The sequence below is a fragment of the Candidatus Desulfolinea nitratireducens genome (assembly GCF_982879505.1).
In genome coordinates, this window is record NZ_CEYOSI010000047.1 from 1 (window position 1) to 16851 (window position 16851).

12 protein-coding genes are annotated in these 16851 nt (G+C 49.1%); 4 read left to right on the forward strand and 8 right to left on the reverse strand.

What is annotated here, in order from left to right; all coding sequences use genetic code 11:
- Window positions 1-139: 139 nt before the first annotated feature.
- Window positions 140-1141 carry a serine/threonine protein kinase gene (locus tag AC3DOM_RS06095; RefSeq protein WP_487918142.1) on the forward strand — a complete coding sequence of 334 codons (1002 nt, stop codon included), beginning with the start codon at window positions 140-142 and terminating at the stop codon, window positions 1139-1141.
- Window positions 1142-1208: 67 nt separating this feature from the next.
- Here the strand turns inward: AC3DOM_RS06095 and AC3DOM_RS06100 are convergent, their stop codons facing one another.
- Genes AC3DOM_RS06100 through AC3DOM_RS06115 form a run of 4 tightly spaced genes read right to left on the reverse strand, consistent with a single transcriptional unit; the run spans window position 1209 to window position 7006 of the window.
- Window positions 1209-3983, reverse strand: a complete 2775-nt coding sequence (locus AC3DOM_RS06100; protein WP_487918143.1) for a glycoside hydrolase family 3 N-terminal domain-containing protein — start codon at window positions 3981-3983, stop codon at window positions 1209-1211.
- Window positions 3973-4938 carry a threonine ammonia-lyase gene (locus AC3DOM_RS06105; protein WP_487918144.1) on the reverse strand — a complete coding sequence of 322 codons (966 nt, stop codon included), beginning with the start codon at window positions 4936-4938 and terminating at the stop codon, window positions 3973-3975. The genes AC3DOM_RS06100 and AC3DOM_RS06105 overlap by 11 nt, the downstream gene beginning before the upstream one ends.
- On the reverse strand, window positions 4938-5666 hold the full coding sequence (locus AC3DOM_RS06110) for a glycerophosphodiester phosphodiesterase (RefSeq protein ID WP_487918145.1): 729 nt from the start codon (window positions 5664-5666) through the stop codon (window positions 4938-4940). Before AC3DOM_RS06110 ends, AC3DOM_RS06105 begins: the two co-directional genes overlap by 1 nt.
- Before the next feature lie 5 nt (window positions 5667-5671).
- A complete protein-coding gene (locus AC3DOM_RS06115; protein WP_487918146.1) occupies window positions 5672-7006 on the reverse strand; it encodes an AAA family ATPase in 1335 nt (444 codons plus the stop codon).
- 203 nt (window positions 7007-7209) lie between these two features.
- Between AC3DOM_RS06115 and AC3DOM_RS06120 the strand changes: the two genes are divergently transcribed.
- On the forward strand, window positions 7210-7572 hold the full coding sequence (locus tag AC3DOM_RS06120) for a hypothetical protein (RefSeq protein ID WP_487918147.1): 363 nt from the start codon (window positions 7210-7212) through the stop codon (window positions 7570-7572).
- An 87-nt stretch (window positions 7573-7659) separates the two neighbouring features.
- On the opposite strand, the gene recQ is transcribed toward AC3DOM_RS06120, so the two are convergent.
- Window positions 7660-9810, reverse strand: a complete 2151-nt coding sequence (gene recQ / locus AC3DOM_RS06125) for a DNA helicase RecQ (protein ID WP_487918148.1) — start codon at window positions 9808-9810, stop codon at window positions 7660-7662.
- A 201-nt stretch (window positions 9811-10011) separates the two neighbouring features.
- On the opposite strand from recQ, the gene AC3DOM_RS06130 reads away from it, so the two are divergent.
- Window positions 10012-11250, forward strand: a complete 1239-nt coding sequence (locus AC3DOM_RS06130; protein WP_487918149.1) for a DEAD/DEAH box helicase — start codon at window positions 10012-10014, stop codon at window positions 11248-11250.
- A gap of 218 nt (window positions 11251-11468) precedes the next feature.
- Here AC3DOM_RS06130 and AC3DOM_RS06135 read toward each other — a convergent pair whose 3' ends face one another.
- The gene (locus AC3DOM_RS06135; RefSeq protein WP_487918150.1) at window positions 11469-13424 is read right to left on the reverse strand and encodes an AMP-binding protein; all 1956 of its coding nucleotides are present in this window, start codon (window positions 13422-13424) and stop codon (window positions 11469-11471) included.
- Between the two features lie 182 nt (window positions 13425-13606).
- Here AC3DOM_RS06135 and AC3DOM_RS06140 point away from each other — a divergent pair, with 182 nt between their 5' ends.
- On the forward strand, window positions 13607-14344 hold the full coding sequence (locus AC3DOM_RS06140) for a prenyltransferase/squalene oxidase repeat-containing protein (protein ID WP_487918151.1): 738 nt from the start codon (window positions 13607-13609) through the stop codon (window positions 14342-14344).
- Between the two features lie 595 nt (window positions 14345-14939).
- Here AC3DOM_RS06140 and AC3DOM_RS06145 read toward each other — a convergent pair.
- Window positions 14940-16061 (reverse strand): radical SAM protein, encoded by a 1122-nt coding sequence (locus AC3DOM_RS06145; RefSeq protein WP_487918152.1) that lies wholly within the window; start codon window positions 16059-16061, stop codon window positions 14940-14942.
- A gap of 43 nt (window positions 16062-16104) precedes the next feature.
- Window positions 16105-16659 carry a nitroreductase family deazaflavin-dependent oxidoreductase gene (locus AC3DOM_RS06150; RefSeq protein WP_487918153.1) on the reverse strand — a complete coding sequence of 185 codons (555 nt, stop codon included), beginning with the start codon at window positions 16657-16659 and terminating at the stop codon, window positions 16105-16107.
- Between the last annotated feature and the right edge of the window lie 192 nt (window positions 16660-16851).

The following is a 16851-nucleotide window of genomic DNA, read 5'->3' on the forward strand; positions in this document are numbered from 1 at the left end:
TTTCTCTCGTAATCCACGCTAAAGGCGTTTATAATATAGCAGAAAAATAAAATTTGTGTAAGATTTTACGCCGAAATAAAATACCTACACACCAGTTTACCATTAGATCAGGTGGCCAGACCACCAGATTGGAAATTGCATGGCCCTCCCACTCAACAGTGGGGAGGTTTTGCGTGGTCGCTATAAAATTCGTCAACGGATTGGTCAGGGCGGCATTGGCAGCATCTATCTCGCTGATGACCAACGGCTTGAAGGCCGTCTTTGCGCCATCAAGGAAGTTGAACACGACCGCTCACTCCCCGCCAAAATCTTCGAGGAGGCCCGCGAACAATTTATGCGCGAGGCCACTGTTTTGGCGCGCCTTGATCACCCCAATCTGCCCAAGGTTTCCGATTTTTTCTCACAAAATAAACGTGACTACCTCGTGATGGATTATGTTCCGGGTGAGGATCTGCGCGATCTAATGCTGGATGCCCGCCGCCGAAAAACATTCCTGCGTGAAGATGTAGTTCTCGGTTGGGCCAACCAGATCGCCAATGCACTCACTTACCTGCACCGCCAGGATCCGCCCATCATTCACCGGGATATCAAACCCAGCAATCTCAAACTAACCCCCTCGGGGCTTGTCAAACTGGTTGATTTTGGGCTGGTAAAAGTTCTCGTTCCAGATGAAATGACCATCACCGTTATTCAAGGGCAGGGGACAATCCTTTATACTCCGCTTGAACAATATGGAAGCGACGGCGTGCATACCGATGTGCGCAGTGATGTCTACTCCCTGGGGGCAACCCTATACCATTTGCTGACAAACAAAGCCCCCGCCGATGCACGGAACCGTTTCCTGAACCCAGACAGCTTGCTACCACCCAAGGAGATCAACTCGTCGATCAGCAATCGCACTCAACGCGGCATCCGCTGGGCGATTTCCTTACATCCTGATGAGCGTCCTGATTCGGTTGAGGATTTTCGCCTTTTCCTGCTCGGGCAAAAAGAGATCATCACCAGCCCCCTCCCGCAATTGCTTCAACAAAGACCGGCTTTCACCCTGGGCGAACTTCTAACCCAACCCACAGAGCAAGCGTTGGCATGGGTAGCCGTCGGGATGTTATTGCTTAGTCTATTGGCAACCCTGGGGAATTAAGTTTTTAGAGAAGAGTTCCAAATCAGTAAAATCTTCGAATAATTTATTTTTATTAGTCGATGTAGTTTTACTCCCCCAGGTCTCTCCGCAGCCAGAGCCAACCAATCAACCAACCAAATACTTCCCCCAACAAGACAAAACCAAGCATAGCAATGATACCTCCTGCTGTCACCCATGATGCTCCAGATAGATTTAGGGCGAAGTAGTTATAGCTCAATAGCCCTCCCAATAGTACGCACAAAGCCCAGCGTATCCCCCAACGCACAGATTTAGCCTGTCTTCCTGCAAGAAATGCCAGCCAGGCACCAAAAATCCAAAGTAAAAGGGAAATAAACCATAAGCCCAGGCGGGGTTGACCCCCGTCAAGATAGAGGGATGACGAATCTCTTTCAGGGGTTGGAGAGATGGCAGGTGAAATGGTAGGTGTTTCCTCTGAATCTGGCGGGATGATAGTGACCGCAGCCGCAACACCTTCACCAGAAATATCCAAACGCAGAGTCTCTGAAACATTGGCTTCTCCGCTAGCAACGCGAATATCCAGCAGACCCGCTTGATCAAGTTGAAAGTTGGCACGGGCCACGCCACCTACTGTCTCGGTTTCGATTTGCAGATGAGAGCCGCTTTCGCCCCCTGTTACGAGAGAGAAAACAACCAGGGTGTTATCTGGAACTGTGCGACCATTATGATCGAGGATCACTCCAGTGCGGACTGCCAGCGTATCACCAATCAGAAACATGGGAATCGGGGTTGGGGCTGGGGTGATGGGTTCCGCTTCTGGAGTGACAAGAGATGGTTCAAGGGGCACGGCCAGGTTTAGGGTCAGGAGTTGAGCCGGATCTGGTTGGGTAGCGGTATTCAGATCATAGCTGGTCCCCGGGATGGATACAGGTGAGGCACCGACCGGCGTCAATTCCTTAAAGAGGAGACGGGCAGCCACATCCAGAAAAGGTGGAGCGTAGCTGTAAAGGCCGTAGTAGGCAGTCAGCTTGGAAATATCGGTGGCATCAAGAAGATAGGGCGCAGTAAAGGAAAAGAGGATGATTTTCTTCTCACGCAGGATGGTTTGATTATCAGCGAGAAGCTGGCGCAATATTGGGAGAGTTTCAATGCTGGCGAGGGAGATGATGACCCAATCGGCCTGGCGGAGATTATTTTCAAAAAAGGATATTTCTTCACTGGCCACTGAGATAAGAAAATCTTCAAAAGAATAGGTCGATATATTGGCATCAATGATCTGATCGCCACCACGCTCCCCGTAAAGGCGGAGAACCGCCTCGGGAAGAGCTGAAGATGAAAAGGTAGTATGCTCTACACAAAGACCACATTGCGCAGCAGTTTGCGTATCGGTAATAAAAATAATCCGCTCCTGTAAGACAGGTGGGGAGGGAAGAACAGAGTCGAGGTCTTTAATGCTGGGGCTGATCAGAGTGGCGGCGTTTTGGGCAATGTTAAATGTGATCTGCTGATCTTGCCCAATTTCTTCCAATCCGGAAAGAGAGGGGCGCGCTGCATTAAGAGAGAAAGAGGGATAAAGACGTGTTTTTTGAGTCAGAATGCGAATAAGTGATTCATCCACCCGTGTTGCAAAGGCTGAATCTTCACGGTATTTTTGGGCAAAAAACTCGAGGGTTTTGGTAATAGTAGCGTAAGTATCTGAAGAATCAGAGGAAATGATATTGCCCAAATACAGGAGATCATTGCCTGCCAGAAAAGCATCCCGCGCTACAAGGCGAGCGAAAAAATCATCATTACCCGGGGCATAAAAGTCGCGAAGTGCGCGGCTCCCCAGATCATCACTGATGGTCAGACCACCTGCGGCACGCCATTTATCAAAAGGAGCGGATGCCAAAATCAGGGTAAGGGATTTCTCATCAAGGCTAACCGGACGTGTCGTGGGGCGAATATTGCCCTGGAAGCCTTCATAGCGAATATGAGAAATAAGCAGGCCATCCATATTTTCGAGGTCAGGGAAAAAGCCTGACGCAGCAGCAGAGAAAGGGGCCAATTCATTTCCTTTTAACTCTTCAAAAGTTTTCCGAATGGTGACAATCTCCTCCGCGGGAGATCTGTCGGCGCTGCCTCGGCCCGGGAAATGTTTTGCCACAACCAGCATCTTTCCATTGCTGCCAATATGTAATCCATTGATAAAACCTTTCCCCATTTCGCCCACCCAATATGGATTGCCTCCGAAAGAGCGGGTTCCCATGTCGCCGCTTTTGTCAGGGTTGGGTTCGGTCAGTAAATCCAATGATGGACCAAAATATAGATTGATCCCCAAAGCAGCAAGTTCTCTCCCCAGGATTTCACCCGTCGCAGTGGCAAGTTCAGTTTTCCACGTTGCACCAATTGCCATTGGGCTGGGCAGGGGCGTAAGCCCACTAATAATCTGATCGTTTGGCGCACCGCCACCTTCCTGTGAGATGCCGATCAGAAGCGGAATATAAGCAGGCAGATGGGTTTCGCTGGTTGTTGAATCTGCGTAGGTCTGCCGGGAAGCTTCCCATACAGATTTCTGCAGACCAGCAATTAATTGGTAGGTAGTGTTAATTGTCTCAGGGCTGGCAACAAAATTATCATTTTCTGCCCGCAAGACTACCCCGCCAATCGGATAATTGGCCAGCAGTGCAGCAAATTTTGATTCAGGGTCAATCTCTGCGCCTTCGAAACTTATCAAAAAAAGCTGCCCGACACGCTCTTCAGGTGTCATCCTTTCCAGCAGGGCTAAAACCTGAGTAGGTGGCGTTTCCCCCTGCGCATGAACCTCATATTCAAAGGCAGGGTTAATAAGGGATATACCTAAAACCAGCAGTAAAACCAAAGATAAAAACTTATTATTTCTCATAACGTGAAAGAATTTCAGTATGGATTTCTGGCTGGATATTGCCTCCCGAAACGATAATAACCGTCGGTTGCAATGTCACTTTTCCACTCAAAATCGCAGCCAGTCCCACTGCGCCTGAGCCTTCAATTTTCTCACCATATTCTGACCAGGCAAAGGCCACCGCCTGAGCAACTTCTTCCTCCGAAACAAGAATAATTTCGTCGACATATTTTTTAATTAGGGGGATGGTGATCGAACCTGCCTCAACTGCGCCAGTAAGTCCATCTGCCAAAGTGGGAAGATCCTCTACATTATCCTGGTTTCCGTGATAAAAAAGGGAATGCATAAATGCCGATGCAGCCACCTGAACGCCGATCACGCGCGCCGGGTTAGCTTGCTTGTGCTCGGCAGAGTAATTCCGTAAAACCGCGCTGATGCCTGCCAATAAACCGCCCCCACTCACAGGAACCAACCAGGTCGCTTCGGCAGTTTCCGGGTGTTCCTGCAAAATTTCGCTGGCCACCGTTCCCTGCCCAGCCACAACATGCCCATCATTATAAGGGGAAAGCCATATAGCATCATTTCGTTTTGCAAAAGCCAGGCCTGCTTCTTCAGCATCATGGTAGCCACCCTCGACCAATGCCACTTCCGCACCGAGAGCACGCATCGCGTTTACTTTAACGAAAGGGGCATCTTTGGAAGCAAAGACTTTTACAGAAGCACCCACCAATTTCCCGGCCAGCGCCACACCTTGTCCATGATTTCCCGCTGAGGCTGTCACCAGCCCCATTTCTTGTTCCCAATCTTCAAGGGTAAGGGCCTTATTTAGCGCACCACGTGCTTTGAAGGAGCCTGTCTTTTGGCGATTTTCCCATTTAATATACAAACCGCGCCCCGCATCATAAGTTAGCGGCGTGCGGTGCGTTTGTCCGTCGAGGCGCTTTTCTGCGGCGTGAAGCCATTCTTTGGGAATCATTAAGCCCTCTCAAAAATTTCTACAGCAAGCTGCGGATCGTCAGTAAAGATGCCATCCACATTCCACCTAGCGAGTTGGCGCATCTCATCGGCGGTGTTGACCGTCCAAACGTGGACGCGTTTTCCCAAACGATGGACGCGATCGATCAGCTGGGGTGTGGTGTTTTTATAAACAGGGTGCAGTGCCCGATAATCGCCAAAGCGAAAACCAAAAGTACGCGCCCACCATCCCAATAGACCCGGGAGGGCTAAAAGCCCCCGTGGAGTTTGAGGCAAAAGAGTGGCAGCCTGTTTCAGGTTATTGGAAAAGAATGATGAGAAGAGAATGCTCTTTGAGAGCGCATGTTTTTCAACCACTTCGACAACTTTTGATACAAGTTGGTCGGTGGGGGTTTTGTAGTTGGTCAGCTCAACATTGATGAGAAGCTGCCCACCAATTGAGGCAAATACCTCGTCGAGGGTGGGGATTTGCTGCCCATCCCCAGCATCCAATTTTTGAAGGGTAGCAAGCTCAAGATCCGCGACGCGCCCGCTGCCATTTGTCGTCCGATCTACAGTTGCATCGTGGATGACAACCGGGATTCCATCTGCGCTGAGTTTGACATCCAATTCAATTCCATCTGCTCCCTGTTGATGCGCCAACTCGAAGGCTGCAAGCGTATTTTCAGGGAGATACGCTGAAGCTCCACGATGGGCAAAAATCACGGGGGAGGGAAGTCGAGAAAGCATAAATCTTAAATATCAACAAAGTAGGCTTGCGCAGCGAGATCAATCATCTCGCGGGTCATCACTGGTTCTGAGGATTGATATTGTGAGATGTCGAGAATTTGATCACAAATATCGCGAGGATGCGAGGCACGCAGTTTACGGTTATGTTTGATATACCACTCCTGCAAAAGGTAAGCAAGCCCCTGATCGTTATATTCAACCTTTTTTGACTGTGCGACACGGCGGAAGATTTCCCGGTAGCTTTCGTAGGAGGGATCCCCAATTTCAATCTTATGCCGCAGTCGACGCAAAAAAGCTTCATCCACGAGGTCTTTGGGAGGAAGATTGGTGGAGAAGACAACGAGAACATCAAAGGGAATTTCGATCTTGCGACCCGTATGCAGAGTGAGAAAATCGACGCGATTTTCGAGCGGGACAATCCAGCGGTTGAGGAGATCACGCGGGCGGACTTGTTGGCGTCCAAAATCGTCAATCAATAATATGCCGCCATTGGCTTTGACCTGGAAAGGGGCTTCGTAGAATTTGTGGGTATCATCAAAAACAAGGTCAAGCCCGGCTAAGGTTAACTCACCACCAACAACAATGAAGGGGCGGTGGATCTTTACCCAGCGCGGATCACGACGGATGCCTGTTTTGAGTGATCCTGTGGCGCGCTCATTTCCACTATCTTCTTTGACGAGCTGATGGTTAACTGAATCGTACATTTTAACAACTTGCCCGTCTACAAAAAGGGCAAAGGGGATATACATATTTTGGCTCATCACCAAATTACCAAATGAACGGGCGATGCTGGTTTTTCCGTTACCTGGAGGGCCATAAAGGAAGATGGATGCGCCAGAATTGAGGGCTGGTCCCAGACGCTGGAATGTCTCCTCAGAGAGAACGAGCTGCGACATGAGCTGGCGCATGGAACGGGATGTGACCACAACACGTCCCTGCGCCTGATTACGGACAGCATTATTATATGTTTCAATGGGGACAGGCGCAGCGCCTGCGTATTGGCTGCGCATTAAAGCTTCCTGAGCACGAATATTGCCCTTACCCGTCATTGCGTACAGGTAAGAACTGGAACCAAGCCCCGTTTGTTGGGCAGATTTGACCTCAATTAGTTTTTCTTTTTTCAATTCTGAAAGAATATCATCGGTCACACCTGCAAAGGGGAGTGCAAGTTCTTCCGCAATCCTAAATCCCGTGAGATATCCTTGAGAGTAGATGATTTTCAATGCCAAATCTTGCAACCAAAGTGAGGGAAGACCTGTGTCTTCAATATTAGTGACTGTAGGTGGCAGGAAGCCTGTTCCTCCATGGGATGCTGCTCGTGGTCTGTTGAGACTATCCATAATTGAGACCTTTCAACAAAAAACAACTTGTTCAAAAAATAACGTATAGAATTATAGCACGAGGGAGAGAGATGAAATCTTGCGTTTTCGAATTAATTAATGCCCAATATCAACTCATCAAAAGAGTGTTTTTTCTCCCAGTCCAGGAATTTAGATCCGGTTGGGTATCGTAAGATAAACAACAAAAAGTTCGTCCAAGCATCATGAATACTCTTCTCTTCGTGTACAACGCTGATGGTGGTCTCTTCAATCTCGTCAAAGATTGGGCCCATAAAATTATCTCACCCGAAACCTATCCGTGCAGTCTATGCGCATTGACCTACGATAATCTGGGGATGCGCAGTTCCTGGCGGGAATTCACCAACGAATTGAAATATGAGATCAATTTCTTGCACCGCGATGAATTGGAAGAGCATTATGACATCAGCGATGTGGCGCTACCAGCTATTTTCATTCGTCAAGAGGGAAAGCCGAAACTGTGGATAAATTCTGAGGCAATGGATGCCTGTCAATCACTGGATGAGTTGCAGGCACTGATAGTTCAGCAAATGGCCATAGAGGCATAAAATCCCCCTTTAGCTAAATGAGAAGCTGTGAAATTCAGGTTCCAACAGGAAAAAGGTTGAGCTCATCAGGTGAAATTTAGGGCAGTTCTATTCCTGTTGGCTCAAAGTAACCAGCCGCATGATTTTCAACTCATCATAGCTAATCTCGCCATTCAGTTTTTCAAAAACCGGCTTTAGAAATTCTGTGCCCAATTCGTCAAAAGCTCGCGTGGCTCTTCTTTGTTCATCGGGGGAGAGGGAGGTCAGCGACTGCAAATCGGCTCCCTTTTTTAGCGGATTCCCCGCTGCGGCAAATCTCATTAAATGATTCACGATCGTACCTGTTTTGACTTGATACCGTTCCGCGAGGCTTTGGATGCTCTCCCCGGCATTATAGATTTCACCGACGATCATAAAACGACTATTCGCATCGCTTCTCCCGCGATATGATCTTTTCTCTTTTTCCTGAAAGCCCTTTTTTTCACAATAGGCTTTAATTTCTCCTAAAAAGATTTCGCCATATCGACTTAGCTTTGCCTGCCCGACACCGCTCATTTTCAAAACACTGTCTAACGATTGCGGATAATACGCGCTCATCTCCACCAGGGTTTTATCCGAAAAAATGACATAGGGTGGCAAACCGGCTTCATCTGCCAATTCCTTCCGTTTTTGGCGCAGGATGGTAAAAAGGGCTTGATCGTAATCCAGTTTTTCGGGAACTTTGCGGCTTTGGCGTTCATCTTCCTGGATGCGCCCCATGATCTCTGTGCGATTGCGGAGCGCATCCATCCCCTCCTGCGTGACGTGCAAAACCTGATACTCCCCCTCTTTCGCAAGATAACCCATCTGCGTGAGTTGACGGGCGAGGTGTTTCCATTGTTTTCTGCTCAGGTCAGCACCTATCCCATAAGTTGAAAGCTTATTATGTCCATAATTCAATATTTTCTTTCGCGTTGATCCACGCAAAACTCCCGTAATATGTACCGCGCCAAAACGTTCTCCCGTTCGTTTGACGCAGGAGAGAAATTTCTGTGCAGGGATGGTGATGTCGGTCAACTCCCGTGCTTCTGATGTGCAATTATCGCAGTTGCCGCAATTTTCAGTTGGATAGATTTCACCAAAATATGCCAAAAGGGGTTTACGCCGACAATTGATCTCATCTTCAGCATAACGGACAAGCGTGTCTAAATGTTCAGAGGCGACGCGTTTCTCGTTGCCTTCCTTTTGATTGATGAAATAGCGCTGTTTGGACACATCTGAATAATTGTACAGAAGCAGACAATGCGCTGGCAAATCGTCTCGTCCTGCACGACCAATTTCCTGATAATAACCCTCGATGCTTTTCGGCAGATCAAAGTGGATCACAAAACGGACATTGGGTTTATTGATCCCCATCCCAAAAGCGATGGTCGCAACGATTATTTGCACATCATCACGGATAAAGACCTCCTGGTTCGCCTTTCGGGTGCCATCCTCCAGACCAGCGTGATAGGGGCGGACGGAAAATCCTTTCATTTCAAGATAGCCCGCAAGTTCATCCACCTGACGACGCGAGAAGCAGTAAATGATCCCGGATTGATCTTTTCGATCCTCCAAAAACCGGAGGGTTTGCCCGAGGGCATCATTTTTGGGGGCAACTTCGATATAGAGATTCTCACGATTGAAGCTGGCGACAAATTCGTTTGATTGGGCAAAGTTCAGGCTGGATTTTATATCGGAGCGGACGCGTGGAGTGGCGGTCGCGGTTAAGGCGAGGCAGGTCGCCTTGGGGTATCGCTGGCGCACCTCCGTGATTTGTCGGTATTCGGGGCGGAAGTCGTGCCCCCACTCTGAAATGCAGTGCGCTTCGTCTATCGTCAGCAGAGCAAGTTTGGTCTGGGAGAGAAGGGAGAAGATGCGTGGAGTTAGCAAGGTTTCGGGGGCCAGATAAAGCAGCTTAACCGCACCATCCCTCACCAAATCCATATTCTTTTGATATTCAGAAGAGGGGAGCGAGCTATTCAACATTACCGCTGGAACCCCGCTGGCAAGCATCTGCTCGACCTGATCTTTCATCAGCGCAATCAGCGGTGAGACAACCAGGGTGAGCCCATCAAGCAGCAGGGAGGGGATTTGGTAACAAAGCGATTTTCCGCCGCCAGTGGGCATGATCCCAAGTGTGTCGCGTCCGGCAAGCAGATTTTCGATCACTTCACGCTGAAGCGGACGAAAGTTATCGTAGCCAAAAGTATCTTTCAAAATGGACGCAGGAGTGAGCATAGGGCAAGTATACCGCGCGCTGTGTTTTATCAGAAATTTAAATTACGCAAACACATTTCCTTGACAGCCATACCACTATCGGTTAGATTAACTACCTTACTTGTTATATCAGTTCAGCAGTCGTTGCATTTTGTTATTCTTTTGAGTCCCCGCTCGATCCCCTTTTGACATCCGCCTGACTTCTGAAGAAAAGGAAGATTTGTGAACTTCAATCAGTTCAATCTGGATTCTCGTCTACAGACGGGGATCAAACGCGTTGGCTATCAAACGCCAACACCCATTCAAATCCAGGCCATCCCTGCCGCTATGGCGGGACGGGATCTGGTCGGTACCGCCCAAACGGGAACCGGTAAAACGGCTGCCTTTGTTCTCCCCATCCTGCATAAATTGCTCAGTGGCAAGCCCAAAGAAACGCGCGCACTGATCGTCACTCCCACCCGCGAACTTGCCGAACAAATCCACCAGACCATCCGCGATCTGTCAACCGGCACCCATATACGCAGCACAACTGTCTATGGTGGTGTTGGCGCAAATCCGCAAATCCAGGCCCTGAAAAGGGGCGTTGAGATCATCGTCGCTTGCCCTGGCCGATTGCTGGATCTGGTTGCCAAGGGACAAGCCCGCCTTAATAAAATTGAAATCCTGGTGCTCGACGAAGCCGACCGCATGTTTGATATGGGTTTTCTTCCCGATGTGCGGCGGATTATCAAAGCCGTTCCGGCTCAACGTCAGACCATGCTATTTTCGGCCACATTTCCTCCTGAAGTTGAAAAGCTGGCGAATCAGTCACTGACGAAACCACAGCGCATCACGCTTGGGATCAGTCGTCCAGCCTTTACAGTTTCCCACGCACTTTATCCTGTGCCGCAGCATCTGAAACGTGCCCTGCTTTTCGAATTGCTCAAAGAGACGGAAACGGATTCTGTGCTGATCTTCACCCGCACCAAACATCGCGCCCGCCGTTTGGACATACAATTAAAAAAAGCCGACTACAAAGTTACCAGCCTGCACAGTAACCGCACACAGGGTCAGCGCCAGAATGCGCTCAAAGGATTTAAAAGCGGGCTTTTCCAAATTATGGTCGCAACCGATATTGCCGCGCGTGGATTGGATGTGGAAAATATTTCCCATGTGATCAATTTTGATATGCCAGATACCGCCGACGCCTATATCCACCGGATTGGGCGGACCGGACGGGCAAAACGGACCGGCAAAGCCTTCACCTTCATTACCCCAGATGATAGCGATTTGATCCGCAAGCTGGAAAAGATCATGAAACAAAAACTGGAACGACAAACGATCCAGGGATTTGACTATGCGGCTCCCGCCCCGCCTCGGCAGGCTCCCGCGCCACGCCAAGTGAAGCGTTCCCGGGCATCCTCTCCACGCAGCAAAGCCCCTTCACACAGACAGTTTAAGTCACAAAAACAATCTCAATAAAAAGAAAAAGTGCCTGATTAAGGCACTTTTTTAGTTGTGTGACCCTTTCCTTTTTCGTCACTGCCTGCACTGAAGCGGAATCTGCATTGCATCTGGAAGATGCGTTGCAGATTCGAGCAAAATAAACGCCCTCTTAAATCCTGATTTGCAACGCACTTGAAAAGTGCAATGCAAATCTAGTACCCTCTTGTAGGGAATTATAGATTGAACATATTACTCTACCCCATCCCCCGTATTTCTTCGATCGTCTCGGCATTAACCAGCGAGGAGGTATCCCCCAGATCCAATCCGAGGTAGGCCGAGCGGATCATGCGGCGCATGACCTTGGCATTCCGTGTTTTGGGCAGATCGCTGACGAAAAGTATCTCTTTCGGGGCAAGGGGTTTTCCCATCGCTGTTGCGACCATCGCGCGGAGTTCATCACGCAAATTATCGTTCGGATCTGCATCTACCGCCAATACACAAAATACAACTACCGCGCTGCCCTTTACAGGATCCGGAACACCGATCGCCGCTGCTTCGATCACCTGCGGATGCTCGACGAGAATCGACTCCACTTCGGCAGGCCCCAATCGTTTTCCGGCGACCTTGATCGTGTCATCCGAACGACCGAGGATATACCAGAGTCCATCCGAATCTTTGGCCGCGAAATCACCGTGCACCCAGACATCTTTCCACTGCGACCAATAGGTCTCGATATAGCGTTCGGGGTCTTTCCAGAATCCACGCGTCATCCCGATCCAGGGAGTTCGGATGACCAACTCCCCAACCTGATCGGAAACAGAATTCCCTTTTTCGTCGACCACATCGGCAGCGATGCCGGGCGTCGGGGCAGAGAAGGCGCAGGCTTTGAGCGGCAAAATCGGGTTGCCCATCACGATCCCACCCGAGATTTCCGTTCCGCCGGAATAGTTGATGATCGGTGTTTTTCCTTTGCCGACTTTTTCGAAAAGCCACATCCAGGGATCTGGATTCCAGGGTTCGCCCGTTGAGGCAAAAAAGCGCAAGCTGGAAAGATCGTGCTTTTCGAAATGCTGATTCCCTTTGGGAATCAATGCCCTCACCAAAGTCGGAGAAATTCCCAGGGTTGTCACTTTATGCCTTGCGACCATATCCCATAAACGATCTGGGCCGGGAAAATCTGGTGCGCCGTCGTAGATAAAAAATGTTCCCCCCAGGACCAAGGCCCCAAAAACCAGCCAGGGTCCCATCATCCAGCCCATATCGCTCATCCAATAGAGGATTTCTCCTGGATGCAGATCGGTGCCGAAAGCCATATCCTGTGCGGCTTTGATCGGAAATCCGCAATGGGTGTGGACTGCTCCTTTTGGGCGCCCCGTCGTGCCGGAGGTGTAGATGATCATCAGCAGATCTTCGGCATCGGTGATCTCGGTCTCCGCTTTTTCGGATTGGCGGGGGATGATCTCGTGCCACCAATGATCGCGCCCCTCGCGCATGTTGATCTCAAGTCCGGTACGGTTGACGACGATCATATGCGCCAATGTTGGCGTCTGCTCAGCAGCCTGGTCGGCGACGGATTTCATATCCACCGCTTTCCCTCGTCGGAAAACTCCATCCGCTGTGAAGAGGGCTTTGGCATCCGCATCCACGAGCCGTGTAACGACCGCGCTGACGCCGTATCCTGAAAAGAGGGGCAGAATGACCCCGCCGATCTTGGCGATCGCCAGCAGCGCGACCACGATTTCAGGAACCATGGGCATATAGATGCCGATGGCATCGCCCTTACCGAGACCAAGTTCGCGCAGGGCATTGGCAGCCTGATTGACCTGTCGATAAAGCTCACCGTAGCTCATCTCACCACTATTGCCCTCTTCGCTCTCCCAAATAAAGGCAGGCTTCGATTCTTCGGGCGTGCCGATCCGTTTATCGACACAGTTGTGGACGATATTCATCTGCCCATCCACGCACCATTTTGGCCACTGGATGCCACGAGAAAAATCAGCAACCGCCGAATATGGTTTATAAAATTCAATTTTGAGGTATTGGAGAAGGGCGTCGGTAAACCAGCTGACGTCTTCGATGGAGCGTTTCATCAAGGTTTCAAAATCAGGGATATTGTGCTGGCGCATAAAGGCAGTCAGATGCGCTTTCTCGATATGGTCTTGGGTTGGTTCCCAGGCAATTTCGCCCCCGAATTCAAATTTCTCGCTCATCTTTTTTATCCTTTTGGATCACAAATTTGGACGAATATTGCGAATTCCGCGAATATTTTTGGTCTGATGGGGATTATAGTTTATTTTAAACACGGCTTTGAGAGATTGTAATTTACCTGTATATTATAATTATCCAAATAATGTGAAAATCTTACATTATAGGCTGATAGGTGGTTTTAATTATGGATAAATTGTCTGTTAGATTGTCCGAAAAAGACATTGTCCCCTGGCTTCTAGAGGGCGATGTCTCCATTCAATACCAGGTGCATCGTGATCTCCTGGGGGTTGAAAAACCGGAACTGCAAAAACGTATCGCAACCGAAGGATGGGGCGCTCAATTTCTCCGTTTTCGCAAACCGGAAGGGCATTGGGGGCGAGGCTTTTATCAGGTCAAGTGGATCTCGTCGCATTACTCCCTGCTGGATTTGAAACATCTGAATATTTCCCCTAATATCCCTGAAATCAAGGAATCCATCTTAAAAATTGCGCACAATCACAAAAGCGAAGATGGAGGCATCAATCCTCACCGAGATTATCGAGAAAACCCGGATAGCGATTTGTGTATCAACGGTATGTTCCTGAACTACGCCTGCTTTTTTAGGATCGACGAAGGTATGCTAAAGTCAGTGGTCGATTGCATCATCCAGCACCAAATGCCGGACGGGGGCTTCAACTGTCGCATCAATCGCAGCGGGGCTGTGCACTCATCTCTGCACACGACGATCTCCGTCCTTGAAGGGTTGCGGGAGTATAAGAAAAATGGCTACATTTACAGATTGGAGGAATTGGAGAAGATCGCAGCAGAATCACGCGAATTTATCCTGATGCACAGATTCTACAAATCGGACAAAACGGGCGAAGTTATCCACAAGAAGTTCACGATGCTCTCCTACCCCTTTCCGCCGTGTTTTAGCTTCTGACCTTGTTTCTATTGATCACAAAGCCCGCCTGATTTTCCTTTATAATCAACTCAACCCTGTTATTCTTAGAAAGCAGATTGATGATAATGTCGCTATTCTTTGGAAGCTTGTTCGGTAACATTTATTTTTGAGGCAACGTTTACCTCATAGTAACATTTTCTTTTGACGCAACACGTACTCCCAAGTACTAATCGTACAATTCCATCCCCACGCGAAATGAGTATCTCCCTCATGGTAGAAATCAAAATGGAGAGGGATTTCAATAGATCTCTTGCATATGTGCTCCCGGCGGCGTCCCCGCCGCCGAGGACGGCGGCTAGAGCAGTGTCAAAAAGGGACTTTTGCAAGAGGTCTAATCAGTAATTAGCATATCTACAAAGCTGTTATACGGCTAGCTTAAATATAAAAGAAAAGAGTGTTGAAGGTTTTTCTTTGCTCGTCAGAAGACATAAAGTTTAGTTTGAAATTCCTGCGAAGCCCCCGAGGTCGAGAAAAAGGTCGAGGGCCTATATCTCGCCTAGTGGGAAAAATTAGCCAATCGATTTTCCTTCATTTGGTGACCTCCACCAGATTTTTAACGATTAAACCGAAAACTCTACCGTAGATCAGATAATATTTTCTCCACCTCTCTCCCCAAAGAGGGGCCGATATTTTCAATACTCTGCAGGCCCTTAAATCCCATCGTGCGATAAACCAGCTCAATATCCTGTTCCAGGTCTTCAATCGCCCAGACGGCTTTGCGATAAGCCCAGACACGATGCTTGGGTGCAAGCTCAAGTTCCATTGTGTAAACTTTATTTGCCAAAATCTCAACGATCTTTTTATTCTTTGCACGCTTATCTCCCGGAATAATGGGACGTGGCATCCGGTCGCTGATCCCATATTTGCCACATAGCTCACGGATGCGCAAAGCCGTTTTTCGCCAATTATCGCCAACGGAACCATAACTCCCTTTTGGATAGTGTTTTTTGTAGGCGGGTAAAAGATCAGGGAAGCGTTCGCCGAGAACAGAAAAAAAGTAGTCCCGCTGCTGGTCGGAGAGAGTCAAGCCGCCTGCAAGAACGAAGCTCCCGCCGTGGTCGGCAGTCCAGCGGATGATGGATTCAAGGTTGGCATCATCATCACATAATTCAGGGAGGAGGGGCATCATGGAGGTGCCTGTCAGAATACCCGCCGCGGCAATTTTCTCCATGGCGGCAAAGCGTTTCTCTGGCGGCGGCGCAAGTCTTTCCATCTCGAGAATGTGTGCATAATTGGAAGAATCGGGTGTGGAGATAATGCTAAAAGAAACCACGGCGCGGGCACGTTCCTCGATATCCTTTAAAAGATCAAGATCTCGCAAGACCAACGGCGAACGTTCAAGAATAAAAACAGGGAAGCCCTGCTCAAGACAAACTTCGAGCATTTTGCGTGAGAGCTTGAATTTACGCTCGGCGGGTTGATAGTCACCGGTAAAGATCAAATCCGTTTTGGCGCGGCTGAGCGCTTTTCTCAATTCTTCGGGAGCATTTTCCTTGATTTTGATCAGATAAGCAAAATCGTCCGCATCCTGATAGGGTGAAAATTTCTGCTCACGACAATAACAAAACTCGCAGCCATGTTGACAGCCTAGGTAGGGATAAGCGCTATAGCGCGTCCAGAACCAATGATCGGCACGTTTATGCTTGTTGAGAATGGTCTTGGGCCGGTAGGGAACGAATTCCGTGCGTCGGGACATTTATTGCACCATTAGCTGTATGTACTGCTTGGCTTAAATTAATTTACCAGACAAAGAAATATAGTATCAAAGCCATTACCGCAACCGTCAGCCAGAGCCACAACCAGCCACCGGGATCAGCTGCTCCGCTGCGAAGACCATTTGGCGAAATGCGAATGACGACCATTTCCTCGCCTTTTGATCGCAGATCCTCATCTGAGATGGTGAAAGCGTTGTATCCTGCCAGGAATCCGGCAAATCCGGCATTTTTCAGGATCTGGCGAGTCGCCCGAAGCCACACATCCGCGTCGGTAACGGTGGCAGCCCTCCCTGAGAGCGTGCCAGAGGGCAGGATCATTTCGATCTGCGGCTGGGCGAGAATATTTTTATACCAATGGGCAATCTTCCCAAATCCAGACAGAACGTAGACATGCCCATCCAAAATAGCGTAATTGACTGGTGCATATCGCCTTTTCCCCGTTTTCGATCCGACTGTTCTTAAAACCATGATATAGCCCGTAATGGGATTTCCCACGAGGGGGCCAAGTCCCAATCGAAATATGGGAACCATGAAATATTTGTTGAGTACCCGAAAGAAACGGCGAAGCATATCTTCCATAAAGCCTCCTTGTGATTAATTACATTATAAGGTCTCCGCGGGTAAATGCAATAGTGATTGAGCTCTCCGTAGTACAATAGGCAAGATGGCGTCAGGCCATACTTGCCGTATGCTGGGCGCATGAGCGCCCAGTGAAACAAGATGGCGTCAGGCCATACTTGCCGTATGCTGGGCGCATGAGCGCCCAGTGAA

Bases quoted from the DNA above. Each gene is read 5' to 3' on its own strand.
- AC3DOM_RS06145 (WP_487918152.1), bottom strand. From the start codon at position 16,061: ATGTCCCGACGCACGGAATTCGTTCCCTACCGGCCCAAGACCATTCTC.
- AC3DOM_RS06095 (WP_487918142.1), top strand. From the start codon at position 140: ATGGCCCTCCCACTCAACAGTGGGGAGGTTTTGCGTGGTCGCTATAAA.
- AC3DOM_RS06100 (WP_487918143.1), bottom strand. From the start codon at position 3,983: ATGAGAAATAATAAGTTTTTATCTTTGGTTTTACTGCTGGTTTTAGGT.
- AC3DOM_RS06110 (WP_487918145.1), bottom strand. From the start codon at position 5,666: ATGCTTTCTCGACTTCCCTCCCCCGTGATTTTTGCCCATCGTGGAGCT.
- AC3DOM_RS06115 (WP_487918146.1), bottom strand. From the start codon at position 7,006: ATGGATAGTCTCAACAGACCACGAGCAGCATCCCATGGAGGAACAGGC.
- AC3DOM_RS06150 (WP_487918153.1), bottom strand. From the start codon at position 16,659: ATGGAAGATATGCTTCGCCGTTTCTTTCGGGTACTCAACAAATATTTC.
- AC3DOM_RS06120 (WP_487918147.1), top strand. From the start codon at position 7,210: ATGAATACTCTTCTCTTCGTGTACAACGCTGATGGTGGTCTCTTCAAT.
- AC3DOM_RS06135 (WP_487918150.1), bottom strand. From the start codon at position 13,424: ATGAGCGAGAAATTTGAATTCGGGGGCGAAATTGCCTGGGAACCAACC.
- recQ (WP_487918148.1), bottom strand. From the start codon at position 9,810: ATGCTCACTCCTGCGTCCATTTTGAAAGATACTTTTGGCTACGATAAC.
- AC3DOM_RS06140 (WP_487918151.1), top strand. From the start codon at position 13,607: ATGGATAAATTGTCTGTTAGATTGTCCGAAAAAGACATTGTCCCCTGG.
- AC3DOM_RS06105 (WP_487918144.1), bottom strand. From the start codon at position 4,938: ATGATTCCCAAAGAATGGCTTCACGCCGCAGAAAAGCGCCTCGACGGA.